We start from the raw sequence: 14,162 nt of genomic DNA on the forward strand, positions 1-14,162 counted from the left end.
ATAAATTCTTCAGGTTGTGAAAATAAGCATTAGCGACCAGACTGAATAAGACATGAGTAAAATGTCGGAGGGACTGATGAAAAAGTTACTGCTTATTATTTTCTGCTGGCTGATGGTTCCTGGCGTTTATGCCGAAGCAGAGGGGGGATTTAAAAATGACACCGTTCCACCCCCTCCCCATAAGCTTGATGACGGCTATCGTGGAACCGAAGATAGCCGGATTATGACCGTGCGGCAGGCCCTGAGCATGCATGACGGGGCAACCATCTCTTTACGCGGTAATCTTATTGAGCAGTATGGTGATGACCGCTATCACTTTCGCGATAAAACCGACACCATTGCGGTCACTATTCCCGCCGCGGTTTTCGCCGGTCGGGAAGTGAGGCCCGATCAGATGATCAGCATTAATGGCAGTCTGGATAAGAAAATGACGCCGCCGATGGTGCGAGTGGACAGAATACAGAAATAACCGCTGAGACAGGAGAAAAAAATGTCCGTACAGAATCCAGCCGATCCCGATAAACGCGGGCGGCATCCGGCGAAAAAGGATCCCCGCGAGCAGGGGGAAATACCGCGTAAAAGAGAGGATAGCGAGGCGCATAACCCGCGGAAACATGGATAAGGCGCGACGTGGCGTTAAAGATCCAATAACGGTAAACGTCTGCGGGCACGTCGGGCCTGGTGAGATATCGCCTTTGCCATTGCCGCGCCGATCTCCGCGCAGGCGGTGATCCCCTGGACAAAGGGTTGGTCATGCATCAACCACGGGATGGCGCCGAATGCAATACGCCCGCGAATCGCCGGGGGATCCTGCAACGTATAATCATCGCCGACTTCCGGGATCTCATCACCCGTCGCCAGCAACTGCGCTCGTAAATGAGGAAACGGAATATCTTTGTTTTTCAGCGGTTTTTGCCCACGGGCATCGACAAACACATCGTAGATATAGTGCTTATCCCGGCTGGAGATCAACGTTTTTTCCGGCTGGATGGCTATTTCATAATCCTGTCCCAACGAGAGAATGCTGATCACACCCGCTTCGCGTAGCGCCAGTAAGCGGCGAATAGATTCCGGGGGAATGGCGGCATAGCAGTCGATAAACACGCGGGCAAGACCTGCGCTAAAACGTGTCCGATCCCTGTCATTGAGGTGGGGAACTATTGCCTGGACGGCTTCATGCAACCGCAGGATGACGTAACGCCAGGGAACGGTGTATCTCTCGCGTTTGTTTCGCTCGACTTCCTTGAGGTTAGCCTGCGCCCAGTGAAAAGGATTCTTCTGCTGACGTTGATAAAACCAGGTTTCGCTAAAGGTGTCCGCATCAAGGTCGCAAAGGGCGATCTCTTCGCTCCAGTGCGGATCGGCGAGCGCGATTTCCTGAGCAATCAGATTAAATACCCGGTCGAGCAAGCCATCGGCCCCGACGGCGATTTCCTGGTCGAGCGCGTGTTGGGTAACGATCTGCAGCGGCTCCCAGGGGATTGGGCAGTAAAAGTCGGCCTCCGGCAAAATGCCGGAGCGGGACATGAGCACAATTTTAAGGGACTCACAGCCATCGTTCAGCCTGAAAATCAGCGTGTCATCATCCGGCTCGCTAAAGCTGCCATGCTGAACCGCAACGGCCATTGCCGCATCAATCCCGCTCAGTGAGGTTCCCATGATGCCCACCCGGCAAGGCGGGATCTTCGCTTCCATCAGGCCTGACCACGGACTGGGAAACCAACTGCGGGTTGATTCTTCTTCCGCGGGCCAGACGTGACCAGTGGCGATGACTGCGAGATCAAAGGATTCGGCGGTCGGTTCATTTTGTCGCCAGAGCCTGACACCTGCTTCGCTGGCCTGCAGGTCGGTAACAAGGCAGGATTCATTGACCTGTATCCGAAAGCCTTGTTCTTTGGCTTGCGCAACCAGTGCAAGAAACCGATCGCGAAAATATTCGCCAAGCAGAATGCGCGGCAGAAACTGGCGGTCATGAAGCGTATCGTAATCTACGCCGTAGCGCGAAAGATTAGCTTTGCTTTGGGTTTTTAGCCAGTCAAGATAAGTGCACTGAATGGGCGGTATTTCAATACTGGCGATGTTTGCCAGCATCATGGGGGAATTATCTTCGTCACTGTAGGGCATGCCTACGCCTGCTTCATCTGCCTGCTCATAAATCGACACCTCGAACGGTTCGTTATGTTTAAGTAATGCGTACAACGTATAAATACCGGTTGGACCTGCGCCGATGATAGCAATTTTCTTCATATTGACTGACCCGTCGCTGTTATTACATTTGTTATCGGTGGCCTTCCGTGAGTTGAAAAGCGCCACGAGATAGTCTGTCCCGGTGAGGTAAACCTGGCAGAATAATTGTGGTGCAAAATGGCGAAGAGGGCCAACTGGCGATGCGGGCGTTGTACCGAGGCGAATTTATTCTCATACCCTTGTAGCGGTGCGTGATGAACGGCCTGAATGGTGTACTATGTCGGCACATCAGGGACGCTGAAGAGGATAAATTATGTCTACCCCCGTATTTCGCCAGGCCACGCCATCCGACGTTGATCGCTGCTATCAGATTGAAATCACCGCGTATGAAGGTGACGAAGCGGCGACGAGAGAAAAAATCGCCACCCGTATCAATCTGTATCCGCAAGGGTTTATGTGTATGGAACTTGGCGGAGAAGTGATTGGATTTATTAACGCGGGCTGTGCGTGGGACGTGGTGATGTCCGACGAAGAGTTCAAAGAGCTTATCGGGCACGACCCGGCGGCGCCGAATGTGGTGATTATGTCGGTCGTGGTAGATCCTGATTTCCAGGGGCAGGGCTACGCCACGCTGATGATGCGTGAGTTTATCTCGCGGATGAAGGTCATGAATAAGCAAACCATCCATCTTATGTGTAAAGATCGTCATGTGGATCTCTATGCGCACTTTGGCTATCGCTATATTAAACCGTCAGCGTCCGATCATGGCGGCATGGCCTGGCATGAGATGATGATGACGCTGTGATCTTATGCTTATTGATGCGCTAAAGTTAAATTCAGGCTTTAGCGCATCGGTTCATTTCTCTTTTTTTTACCATTACGAACGTCGCGAATATTTGACAGGTTACCGCTGTAACACTTCAGCAAATTTCGCCAGCCATTGCGGATGAGCGGGCCAGGCAGGTGCGGTGACCAGGTTGCCATCGACGTGTGCCTGATCGATGCCAATATCGGCATAATGTCCACCCGCGAGCCGTACTTCCGGCGCGCAGGCGGGGTAGGCGCTGCAGGTTCGGCCTTGCAGAATGCTGGCGGCGGCCAGCAGTTGTGGGCCGTGACAAACGGCGGCAATTGGTTTGCCCGCGGCGTTAAATGCCTGTACCAGTGTTATTACGTCGTTATTTAATCGCAAATATTCCGGCGCCCGCCCGCCGGGAATCAGTAGGGCATCGTAGTCCTGTTCTTTCACTTCGGCAAAGTCGGCGTTAAGGGTAAAGCGGTGACCCGGTTTCTCGCTGTATGTCTGAGCGCCATCAAAATCATGGATCGCCGTCGTGACGTAGTCCCCTTTGACCTTATCGGGGCATACCGCGTCGACCTGATGGCCAATCATCTGCAGCGCCTGAAAAGGCACCATCGTTTCATAATCTTCGGCGTAGTCGCCGACCAGCATCAGAATTTTTTTACTTATCATGATCGCTCCTGCATATGGGAAGATGCATAAGATATATAACCATCATATTCAGGTTGCAGGCGGTCTGGCAGGGCCTCTCTCCGCCTCCTGTCTGCTCATGTGAGGCCGACGCAAACACGGTTAAGCGTTATGTCCTGCAACACGAATTAGTTAGGGTATAGACCATGAGCGGGGAATGGGAAATTGGCAGGATGCTTCTTTAGACTGAGAATGCTCAGTTGCTAACAAATATCGAAATTTTCAGCCGGGATAAAGCGTAAACCCGATTTAAAATATCATTGGCACAGGGATGATTTATGGGTGTTACTGACGAGAGGATAAAAGCGCAGCACTCAATTATCAACTGAATGGTGCGTCCGAGTGGACTCGAACCACCGACCCCCACCATGTCAAGGTGGTGCTCTAACCAACTGAGCTACGGACGCAATATGGTGCGTTTAATTGGACTCGAACCAACGACCCCCACCATGTCAAGGTGGTGCTCTAACCAACTGAGCTATAAACGCATTATGGTGCGTTCAATTGGACTCGAACCAACGACCCCCACCATGTCAAGGTGGTGCTCTAACCAACTGAGCTATGAACGCAATGTTGTGGTAACAACGGGGACGCATATTAACGGCAGGGCGGGGTTGTGGCAAGAGGCAAACGTCACTTTTCTTCCAGATTTGACGCGATCGCAGAAGTTTTATCCATGTTGCTTATATTTTACTGATGCAAAAGAATATTTGTTCATCAGGTTCGGATAACGGCGCGCTATCCGCGCCGTTTTTTCATCCAATATCGCGCCGAACAGGCTTAACGCGCAGCACGCTGTAGAATGATGCTGGAAGGCTGACGCTGCAGGAAACGCATACGCAGCATCATCATGATGGCAGCGGAGGTTAAACCAATAATAAATCCCCACCAGAAACCCGCGGGCCCCAGGCGCGGGACAACGACGTCGGTCAGCGCCAGCAGATAGCCGCTCGGCAGCCCGAGCACCCAATAGGCGATAAAGGTGATAAAGAAGATGGAGCGGGTATCTTTATAACCACGCAGGATCCCGCTGCCAATCACCTGAATGGAGTCGGAAATCTGGTAGATCGCCGCTAACAACATTAACTGGGAAGCCAGCATAACGACCTCAGGGTTGTCGTTATACAGCAGCGCAATTTGCTTGCGCATCAGAATAGTGAAAATGGCGGTGATAACGGCCATACACACGCCAACGCCCAGGCCGGTTCTGGCCGAAGTTTGTGCTTCCAGCGTTGAGCCCTGCCCAAGACGGAAACCGACGCGAATCGTCACCGCCGCGCCCAGGGAGAGCGGTAACACGAACATTAGCGAACTGAAGTTAAGGGCAATCTGATGTCCGGCGACATTGATGATCCCCAGCGGAGAGACCAGCAGCGCCACCACGGCAAACAGGGTCACTTCGAAAAACAGCGCCAGCGCAATCGGCAGGCCCAGTTGTACCAGGCGCTTAAGAACAGCTACGTCCGGTTTGCCGAAACCTTCGTGGCTGCGAATATCCCGCATTGAGCGCGCGCGGCGCACCCAGAAGATCATACTGAAAAACATCACCCAGTAAACGGCAGCCGTCGCCACGCCGCAACCAATACCACCCAGCTCTGGCATACCGAAATGACCGTAGATAAAGATGTAGTTCACGGGAATGTTGACCAGCAGGCCGATAAACCCCATAACCATGCCCGGCTTGGTCTTCGCCAGACCTTCACACTGGTTACGCGCGACCTGAAAGAAGAGATAGCCGGGCGCTCCCCATAACAGGGTGCGCAGGTAGCCAACGGCTTTCTCCGCCATCGCCGGGTCAATATCATGCATGGAACTGATGATGTAACCTGCGTTCCACAGGATAACCATCACCAGCATTGAGACGAAGCCAGCCAGCCAGAAACCCTGACGCACCTGATGGGCGATACGGTCGCGACGACCTGAACCATTAAGCTGAGCAATGATCGGGGTCATCGCCAGCAGCAGACCATGGCCGAAAAGGATCACCGGTAACCAAATGGAGGTACCGATAGCCACGGCTGCCATATCGGTGGCGCTGTAACCGCCCGCCATTACGGTATCGACGAATCCCATAGCGGTCTGGGCAACCTGAGCGAGGATAACGGGTATTGCCAGCGCTAACAACTGACGCGCTTCAATAAAGTACTTCTGCACGTGAACACCTTTATATTGTTGTTATTTTTGGACTAAAAAAGCCGCTCTACATAGCAGCAAGAAGAAAAACAGGGGGATTTTCCAGACCATTGTAGCGAGGATTGGCTATTTATCCAGTGAAAAAATCCCAGTAGACGTTGTCCGCTGGCAACCTGTTTTACCACCTGTTATTGTTCCATATAGCCTAAAACGGTAATGATACCGTCATGAGTTTATACAGGAGCAAAACATGTTTACCGGTATTGTGCAGGGGACCGCGAAAGTGCTGTCCATTGACGAGAAACCCAATTTTCGCACCCACGTAGTGGAATTACCTGAGCATATGCTTTCAGGGCTCGAAACGGGGGCGTCGGTGGCGCACAATGGGTGTTGTTTGACCGTCACGCATATCGACGGCGCACGGGTGAGTTTTGACCTGATGAAAGAGACACTGCGAGTCACCAACCTGGGCGCAGTCCGTGCAGGCGATAGCGTGAACGTTGAGCGTGCGGCTAAATTCAGCGACGAAATTGGCGGTCATCTGATGTCCGGTCATATCATGACCACCGCCGAAGTGGTGAAAATTCTGACCTCGGAAAATAACCGTCAAATCTGGTTTAAGGTTCAGGACCCGGCGTTAATGAAATATATCCTTTATAAAGGATATATTGGCGTGGACGGGATCAGTCTGACCGTCGGCGAAGTGACCCCGACGCGCTTTTGTGTGCATTTAATTCCGGAAACGCTCCAGCGCACCACGCTTGGCGCGAAAAAGCTGGGCGATCGGGTGAATATTGAAATCGATCCGCAGACGCAGGCGGTGATTGATACCGTCGAGCGCGTGCTGGCGGCGAAAGAGGCGGCGCAGAAAACGGCGACAGAGTAACCCGGTACGCAGCCCGACAGGCGTGATCGGGCTGCCGATTGACATACTAACCGTCAGATATCCATTGCCGCGTGATGGCCCTGATAAATTGCGGTTGTAATTGTCGGGATCTTCACGTAATCACCCACCTGCGCCACCCACGGCGCGCAGTCGCGCAGTTGATCGATTGTCTCGCGGCGCGCGCTTTTGTCATGGGGTTGTTCTCCGGCGTTATTTAAGCAGAATATTTTTATTTATCAGGCGAAAAATTAAGGCGAGCACCAGCGCGGTGACGCTAAATGCGATGCCGACGGGAAAGGCGCTGTGGTAACTGTGAGTGGCGGCAAACGTTGAGGACATAATGGTTGGTCCGACGTAACCGGCGATAGCGAAACCGCAGAACATAATGCCGAAGTTCACGCTGTTGTGCTGTGCGCCGAATTGGTCGGCGGTGAAGCCAGGAAAAACACCCATAAAGGCACCAAAACAGATACCGATAATGGAAATTCCCGTGTAAAACAGCGCATCGTCGCCGATGCCCGTGTAGTAGAGAGCACTGAGGCCTGGAATAGAGAGGATACAGGCGAGCATCAGGGTATTAATGCGGCCGATTTTGTCGGAAATCATGCCCGCCATGACCCGTCCCAGGACGTTGAAAAGAGCGAGAACGGAAACGGCCAGCGTTGCGGCGGCCGTGGACATCCCGACCATGATTTTTGCCAGCGGAGAGGCCAGAGAAATGCACATGAGTCCGGCAACTGCGCCGCAGGTCAGCATGATGAGCATAAGATAAAAATTGAAGCTGGACATCATTTGCCGCCAGGTTTTATTCCCTGAAGGCATGATGTTTCGCGCGTGTTGCGGCGGTTGCCAGCCGTCCGGACTAAAGCCATGCGGGCATTTATCGATGACGAAAGCGCAGGCGCAGATAATAACCGCGAAACCCAGTCCGATGATTTTAAAGGCAGACAGAATACCGGCCTCGGCGGTAATTATCCCGGCAATCGGCGGAATGATCACCGAACTGATGCCAAACAGGGCAGTGGTGACACCGCCGACAAAACCGCGTTTATCGGGGAAAAATTTGATAGAGGTGCTAATGGTCGCCCCGTAGACCATTCCTAATCCCAGACCGGTTAATATTCCATATGCCCAGATCAGATGACTGATTTGCGAGGCAAAACCGCAGAGGATCATCCCGCCGCCAAACATGAGTCCGCCAGTGAAAATCACCATACGGGGGCCAAATGTATCGTTTATTTTGCCCCCGCTGATCATCGTTATGGGACCAACAGAGTTGCAGATGACAAAAACGATAGCCAGATCGGCAGAGGTGATATTGGCGTTGTGAAGTTGTGAGAGGTAGTCAGCCATCGGCGTGGCAAAAACGCTCCAGGCGTACATCGAGCCTACGCATAGATTGATAAAGCAACTTGCTATCAGGATCCGCCATCTTTTTTTTGAGTAATCCATGTTTTTATCCTCGATGAAATTTTCTATTAAGCAACAAAATCAATGTTTTATTAACAATTCTTGCGTGGTAATCGTTCTGATCAGACGCTAAACCACGTTATAAATCATGTCAATGATTACATGTTTTATTTGACATGGCTGTTGACGTGGCAAGAAGGCGTAATGCGGAGAGTGACGCGTGCTATACTGCGCACAGAGATCACAGGTGAGGCGAAATGAGAGTTTTAACTTATGCCATTCTGGGCTTACTTAACCGTACGGCAATGACCGGCTATGACATCAGCAAGGCGTTTAACCATGAACTGGCAAAGTTCTGGCATGCGAAACATAGCCAGATTTATGGTGAGCTAAAGCGCATGTATCACGATGGACTGGTCACTTACGACATCGAAATCAGCGGCGATATTCTGGAAAAAAAGAAATACAGCATTACCGATACCGGAAGGGATGAACTGCTGAAATGGCTACATAAAGATGAGCCAATAGAAAAAACGGCAAAAGATGTTTTTCGGGTTCGTATGTATTTTTCCCACTATCTTGATGTCAGTACGCGTATTCATCTGTTGGAAAATCAGCGCATACAGCACCTCGAAAGGTTAAATGTTCTGCAAAAAACAATGGAACAGTACGCGCAGGTTCCACCTCTTGAAAGTGACAGATTTGGTGATTTTATTGTGCTTGAAGGGGCGATATGTCGTCAGGAGAGCGTTTTGCGCTGGATTGATAAATGTATTGGTTATTGCCGTCGCGGTGAATAAAAGAGAAAACACCTGCGCCAGGGGCGCAGGTGGAGCAGAAATTAACGAGCAACGCGAAGACCGTGCTCTGCGCCGCGAGAAAAAACGACCTGCCAGAGCTGAATATCGCGCGCGCGGAAAGCGCCGGCACAGGCATTTAGATAATAACTGAACATGCGTTTGAATCTATCCGAATAGTTATCGGCAATTTCCGGCCAGCTATTAAGGAAACGCTCATACCAGGCCATCAGGGTAGTGTCATAATCGGCGCCGAAATTATGCCAGTCTTCCATCACGAAATGCGTTTCACTGGCTTCGGCAATATGACGTACCGACGGCAGACACCCGTTAGGAAAGATATATTTATTGATCCACGGATCAACGCTGTGGCCGGTTTTTTTCGAACCGATCGTATGCAGCAGGAAGCGACCGTCAGGTTTTAAATTATGATCGACCACTTCAAAATAGGTATTGTAGTTTTTAGGCCCGACATGCTCGAACATCCCGACCGAAACGATACGGTCGAAACTATCGTGCAGATCCCGATAGTCCTGGAGTAAAATCGTCACGTCCAGCCCTGCGCAACGCTGTTGAGCCATCTTCTGCTGTTCCGCGGAGATCGTGACGCCAACAACGCTGACCTGGTAGTTTTTCGCCATGTAGTACGCCAGCCCGCCCCAGCCGCAGCCGATATCCAGTACCCGCATTCCGGGTTCAAGCTGTAATTTTCGGCAAATAAGATCTAATTTTGCCTGCTGAGCGGCGTCCAGATTCTGCGCATCTTTCCAGTAACCGCAGGAATATTGCATATAAGGATCGAGCATGCGGCTAAAGAGATCGTTGCCTAAATCGTAGTGTTCTCTACCGACAATCCATGATCTTTTTTTGCTTTGCAGATTGAACAAACGAGCGCCAGCAATACGTAGCGTATCTTTAAGATGGTGCGGGAGTTGATTCTCCAGACCGGCCCGCAGGACCTTATAGAAAAATATATCCAGTCGCTCACAATCCCACCAGCCGTCCATATAACTCTCGCCTAATCCCAGTGACCCTTCCTGCAGGACGCGTTTAAAAAAATGCGGATTTTTAATCTGCAGATCGGAGGGGGCGGGGCCGTTGATCTCAATATTGGCACGGCCTAACAATTCAGCTGCAATCCGGTACCAGTCATCATTTGGTACACTTACTTCTTCTATACACGATGAACTCATAGCTTCTCCATCACGCCCAAGTGATCAGAACCTTAAAACAGCGTAGACGTTTTTTTGGTTTTGTGAGAAATCCCACGGATTAACCGCGAGACTGCTATCCGACGTAGAACAGAGGAAGGGAGATAACCCTTGCCGAAAGGCCATCCATGGTGAAACGGGATGCATCCTGCTCCCGTTAAGATTTGTTGAATATTCTATTTATGTGATACCGGATTCAGTATAGGCCGCTAAAAACGGGCTTTCAATAAAAATATCTTAGCCAGCTAATGACTAAATCCGGGGGCCAGTCAGGCGTCTATTTTAGGCATGCGACGTGTCAGTTACCCGCCGCGCAGCGTTGTGTTGCAGACGATAACCGATGCCGGCAAGCACAATGGAGACCAGCATCACGCGGGTGGTGGTTTGCAGTGGATGCGCAATGAGTGCCGAGACAAGCAGACTGGTAACGAAACAGAGACCGAGCTGTAAGGTATTTTGCAACGCGGCGGCGCGGCCGGTGGCCTGTGGAAAGGGCTTCAGGGCCTGAGCGACAACGATGGGATAAATTCCCGCATTTACCGCCGCCATGGCGCAGAACGGGATCATCAATCCGACCAGCGTGACATTATCCTGCAGGCCGGTCATCCAGATGGCGGCAACGCTGATAGTGAAGATAGCCAGCAGCCAGGGCAGGATTTGCCCGCCTGACCACTTTTGCAGGGCCGCGCGGCAGCCGTAACCGCCCACCAGAAAAGCGATAGTTTGCGGAATGTAGCTCAGACCGACCGCCGTTGGGCCATAGCCCATATCATGGAGAATAAAAGGTGAGCCGGTCAGCCAGGCAAAAAAGCTTGCGGAGCAGGCGGCGTAAATCAGCACATTACCGCTATATTCACGTGAGCGAAGCAGGGTAAAGAAAGTGAGCTTTTGCTGTGTATTGACGGATGGCTTATTAACAGATCTCAGACGAATGGTCGGCAGGATCAGCACCAGAGCCACAGCGGCCAGGACAGCAAAAATAGCCTGCCAGTCGAAATGTACCAACAGCCAGCTACCGAGCAGCGGCGCCAGCGCGGGAGAGAGTCCGACCAGCGGCATAATGGTGGCAAAAATACGGTTCGTGCGATGCGCCGGATAGTAATCGGTGACCAGCGCCTGCCAGGTGACTGCGGCGGCGCAAACGCCAATGGCCTGGACAAAACGCAGCGCCAGCATCAGCCGGGTGTCCTGAACCCAGAGCATGCCCAGACAGCCGAGGGCGAAAATCAGCAGGCCGCAGAACAGCACCGGCTTACGACCGTAGCGGTCAGAGACAGGCCCCCAGAACAGTTGTCCAATAGCAAAGCCGGCAAGGAATAAGCTCAGGCTGGCGCTGACCGCGGACGCGGAGGTATTCAAATCCTGTTGAATGGCGGCAAACGCCGGCAAATACATATCAGTGGCGAGGAAACCGAGCACGCTAAGCCCCGCCAGCCAGACTAAAAATCCTTTCCCAGGTTGTTGCATAAAACTCTCATTTCAGTGATACGGCGATGATGCGGCAGAGTGTAGGGAGTGCATTCCGGCTTGTGAAACGCTAATATTTGTTCGTTCATTTCAAAAATTTTGCAGGCAAAAAATGTGGTCGGAATACTCGCTTGAAGTTGTTGATGCTGTTGCCCGCAATGGCAGCTTTAGCGCCGCAGCGCAGGAGTTGCATCGTGTGCCTTCTGCTGTCAGCTATACCGTTCGTCAACTGGAAGAGTGGCTGGCGGTTCCGCTGTTTGAACGTCGTCATCGGGATGTGGAATTAACGCCCGCCGGAGTCTGGTTTCTGCAGGAAGGGCGCTCTGTTATCAAAAAAATGCAGATCACCCGTCAGCAGTGCCAGCAGATAGCCAACGGCTGGCGCGGGCAGTTGTCCATCGCAGTCGATAACATCGTCAAACCCACACGTATGCGGCAAATGATCGTTGATTTTTATCGCCATTTTGACGACGTTGAGCTGATTGTTTCTCAGGAGGTTTTCAACGGCGTCTGGGACGCGCTGGCCGATGGCCGTGCGGAATTAGCGATCGGGGCGACGCGTTCGATTCCGGTCGGGGGGCGCTATGCCTTCCGTGATATGGGGATGCTGAGCTGGAGTTGCGTTGTCGCCAGCCACCATCCGCTGGCAAAAATGGCGGGCCCACTGAGCGACGATGTATTACGCAACTGGCCATCGCTGGTCAGAGAGGATACGTCACGTTCGTTGCCGAAGCGCACGACCTGGCTGCTGGATAATCAGAAGAGGGTAGTGGTGCCGGACTGGGATGCTTCCGCAACCTGCCTTTCCGCCGGACTGTGTGTCGGCATGGTGCCAGAACATCTGGCGCGTCCGTGGCTGGATAGCGGTAAATGGGCTGCGCTGGCGCTGGAAAATCCATTCCCGGACGCCGCCTGTTGCCTGACCTGGCAACAAAGCGATGCATCTCCTGCGCTGCTGTGGCTGCTGGATTATCTTGGCGACAGCGAAACGCTGAACCGTGAATGGTTGCGGGCGCCGGAATAACCGACGCCGCACATGGTGTTAACGACGGTAATCGATAAACGGGCCATCGGCCACCGAACGGCGCTCGACAAGGCGCGGATGCACTTCAATCGACCGGGAGACTTCACGTTTATTGACGATACGGTCCAGTAGCATGTTGAATGCAGCCTCGCCCAGCGAGTCTTTTGGCTGATGGATGGTGGTCAGCGCCGGGCTGAAGTAGCGAGCGTTGCGCACATTATCATAACCGATCAGCGAAATATCCTGCGGTACGCGCAGGCCCATTTCGTCCGCTGCGCAGATTGCACCCATTGCCATAATATCCCCGCCGCAGAAAATTGCCGTCGGGCGGTGATGCTGGCTGAGAATTTGTTGCATTGCGCGATAGCCGGATTCCGGCTCAAAATCACCCTGTACAATCCAGTTTTCAGGAACAGTAATTCGCGCCTCTTCCATGGCTTTCATAAAGCCCGCCAGCCGACCGGCGCCAGTGTTGCGCTCCAGCGGGCCGGGGATGACCCCAATATCGTGATGGCCGCGCTCAATCAGATAGCGTCCGGCAAGGTAGCCGCCTTCAAAGGCGTTATCGATCACCGCGTCGGTGAAATCGGCTTTTGCTTCCCCCCAGTCCATTACCACCATGGGAATATGGCGGTACTCTTCCAGCATACTCAACACCGATTCCGGATATTCAGAACACATCACCAGCAGACCATCTACGCGTTTTTGCGCCATCATTGACAAATAGGCGCGCTGTTTCTCAGGATCGTTCCAGGCGTTGCCGAGGATCAGGGTGTAGCCTTTCTGGAAGCAGCTTTTCTCAACTGCTTCAATAATTTCCGCAAAATAGGCCGCTTCGCTGCTGGTGGCCAGCAGACCAATAGACTTGGTGTGATTCACCTTCAGGCTACGGGCGACAGCGCTGGGAGAGTAGTGCAGTTCTTTAATCGCCGCCCATACCGCATTGCGCGTCTCTTCCGCAACGAAACGCGTTTTGTTAATTACGTGTGAAACAGTTGTAGTGGAAACGTTTGCGCGCTTCGCTACATCTTTAATAGTTGCCATTATTCCTCACTCCAGACCTTGACCTGATCGTCTGTGTATCGCTACGTAAACGTTTGCCTGCACACACCCTGATGCTAAAAATCATCATTGCATCACGTCGGGAAAACGACACAGAACGACAGGAAGGGGTCAATGGCCGATACGCTTTCAAATTAGCGTGGAATTTTGTCCGATCTTGGGGCAAAGGGGAAGAGTAAAAATGTGCATCATGCTAAATCTCGGAAGATTTTTACGCTATTCTGTGCAAAAATGATCGTACTCACTTTTTATGTGGGGATAATCAGGGGGAAAATTGATGGATACAAATTTAAGGTATTCGCTGACAACAACGATTATTGTCCTGGGCTTGATTGTTGCTGCAGGATTAACCGCAGTATTGCACTAATTTGTATTAGTCGCGACTTGATCTGACACATGGCCTTGAAAGGTTGAGAGTTACCGGTTTTGATATGGGTGTCGAATCCTTATACAAAACACGAGGTAACTCTCATGCTTCATACTACCAATCCCG

General features: G+C 52.1%; 14 protein-coding genes and 3 tRNA genes. 7 read left to right on the forward strand and 10 right to left on the reverse strand.

Translation table 11 applies throughout. From position 1 onward, the window contains the following. The first annotated feature begins 76 nt into the window (after window positions 1-76). Both ABK821_RS18275 and ABK821_RS18280 read left to right on the forward strand, forming a co-directional pair. The gene (locus ABK821_RS18275) at window positions 77-469 is read left to right on the forward strand and encodes a YdeI family stress tolerance OB fold protein (RefSeq protein ID WP_138358839.1); all 393 of its coding nucleotides are present in this window, start codon (window positions 77-79) and stop codon (window positions 467-469) included. A 21-nt stretch (window positions 470-490) separates the two neighbouring features. Continuing rightward, window positions 491-622, forward strand: coding sequence for a hypothetical protein (locus tag ABK821_RS18280; RefSeq protein WP_241675605.1), 132 nt, complete (start codon window positions 491-493; stop codon window positions 620-622). Window positions 623-636: 14 nt separating this feature from the next. Here the strand turns inward: ABK821_RS18280 and ABK821_RS18285 are convergent, their stop codons facing one another. Next, a complete protein-coding gene (locus ABK821_RS18285; protein WP_395034016.1) occupies window positions 637-2,247 on the reverse strand; it encodes an FAD-NAD(P)-binding protein in 1,611 nt (536 codons plus the stop codon). A 253-nt stretch (window positions 2,248-2,500) separates the two neighbouring features. Between ABK821_RS18285 and ABK821_RS18290 the strand changes: the two genes are divergently transcribed. Further along, complete coding sequence (locus tag ABK821_RS18290) at window positions 2,501-2,992, forward strand: GNAT family N-acetyltransferase (RefSeq protein ID WP_138358843.1); 492 nt, start codon at window positions 2,501-2,503, stop codon at window positions 2,990-2,992. 99 nt (window positions 2,993-3,091) lie between these two features. Here the strand turns inward: ABK821_RS18290 and ABK821_RS18295 are convergent, their stop codons facing one another. From ABK821_RS18295 to mdtK, 5 genes are all read right to left on the reverse strand, one after another. Further along, window positions 3,092-3,661: a DJ-1/PfpI family protein gene (locus ABK821_RS18295; protein WP_185929212.1), complete on the reverse strand. Its 570-nt coding sequence runs from the start codon at window positions 3,659-3,661 to the stop codon at window positions 3,092-3,094. 348 nt (window positions 3,662-4,009) lie between these two features. Next, window positions 4,010-4,086: transfer RNA gene (locus tag ABK821_RS18300), tRNA-Val, on the reverse strand. A gap of 4 nt (window positions 4,087-4,090) precedes the next feature. Next, window positions 4,091-4,167: transfer RNA gene (locus ABK821_RS18305), tRNA-Val, on the reverse strand. A 4-nt stretch (window positions 4,168-4,171) separates the two neighbouring features. Continuing rightward, window positions 4,172-4,248: transfer RNA gene (locus tag ABK821_RS18310), tRNA-Val, on the reverse strand. Window positions 4,249-4,459: 211 nt separating this feature from the next. Continuing rightward, window positions 4,460-5,833, reverse strand: coding sequence for an MdtK family multidrug efflux MATE transporter (mdtK, locus tag ABK821_RS18315; RefSeq protein WP_138358845.1), 1,374 nt, complete (start codon window positions 5,831-5,833; stop codon window positions 4,460-4,462). A gap of 229 nt (window positions 5,834-6,062) precedes the next feature. Between mdtK and ABK821_RS18320 the strand changes: the two genes are divergently transcribed. Then, on the forward strand, window positions 6,063-6,698 hold the full coding sequence (locus ABK821_RS18320; protein WP_138358847.1) for a riboflavin synthase subunit alpha: 636 nt from the start codon (window positions 6,063-6,065) through the stop codon (window positions 6,696-6,698). Between the two features lie 210 nt (window positions 6,699-6,908). Here the strand turns inward: ABK821_RS18320 and ABK821_RS18325 are convergent, their stop codons facing one another. Next, window positions 6,909-8,150: an OFA family MFS transporter gene (locus ABK821_RS18325; RefSeq protein WP_138358849.1), complete on the reverse strand. Its 1,242-nt coding sequence runs from the start codon at window positions 8,148-8,150 to the stop codon at window positions 6,909-6,911. Window positions 8,151-8,365: 215 nt separating this feature from the next. Here ABK821_RS18325 and ABK821_RS18330 point away from each other — a divergent pair, with 215 nt between their 5' ends. After that, window positions 8,366-8,908: a PadR family transcriptional regulator gene (locus tag ABK821_RS18330; protein ID WP_138358851.1), complete on the forward strand. Its 543-nt coding sequence runs from the start codon at window positions 8,366-8,368 to the stop codon at window positions 8,906-8,908. A gap of 41 nt (window positions 8,909-8,949) precedes the next feature. Here ABK821_RS18330 and cfa read toward each other — a convergent pair whose 3' ends face one another. Next, a complete protein-coding gene (gene cfa / locus ABK821_RS18335) occupies window positions 8,950-10,098 on the reverse strand; it encodes a cyclopropane fatty acyl phospholipid synthase (RefSeq protein WP_138358853.1) in 1,149 nt (382 codons plus the stop codon). Window positions 10,099-10,398: 300 nt separating this feature from the next. After that, complete coding sequence (punC, locus tag ABK821_RS18340; RefSeq protein WP_138358855.1) at window positions 10,399-11,583, reverse strand: purine nucleoside transporter PunC; 1,185 nt, start codon at window positions 11,581-11,583, stop codon at window positions 10,399-10,401. A gap of 112 nt (window positions 11,584-11,695) precedes the next feature. Between punC and punR the strand changes: the two genes are divergently transcribed. After that, window positions 11,696-12,607, forward strand: coding sequence for a DNA-binding transcriptional activator PunR (gene punR / locus ABK821_RS18345; RefSeq protein WP_138358857.1), 912 nt, complete (start codon window positions 11,696-11,698; stop codon window positions 12,605-12,607). 18 nt (window positions 12,608-12,625) lie between these two features. Here punR and purR read toward each other — a convergent pair whose 3' ends face one another. Continuing rightward, window positions 12,626-13,651 carry an HTH-type transcriptional repressor PurR gene (gene purR, locus ABK821_RS18350; protein ID WP_308561518.1) on the reverse strand — a complete coding sequence of 342 codons (1,026 nt, stop codon included), beginning with the start codon at window positions 13,649-13,651 and terminating at the stop codon, window positions 12,626-12,628. A 295-nt stretch (window positions 13,652-13,946) separates the two neighbouring features. Here purR and ABK821_RS18355 point away from each other — a divergent pair, with 295 nt between their 5' ends. Beyond that, window positions 13,947-14,036 (forward strand): YnhF family membrane protein, encoded by a 90-nt coding sequence (locus ABK821_RS18355; RefSeq protein ID WP_138358861.1) that lies wholly within the window; start codon window positions 13,947-13,949, stop codon window positions 14,034-14,036. Window positions 14,037-14,162 lie beyond the last annotated feature (126 nt).

This window comes from Klebsiella sp. KE9456 (genome assembly GCF_043832615.1).
GTDB lineage: Bacteria > Pseudomonadota > Gammaproteobacteria > Enterobacterales > Enterobacteriaceae > Klebsiella > Klebsiella indica.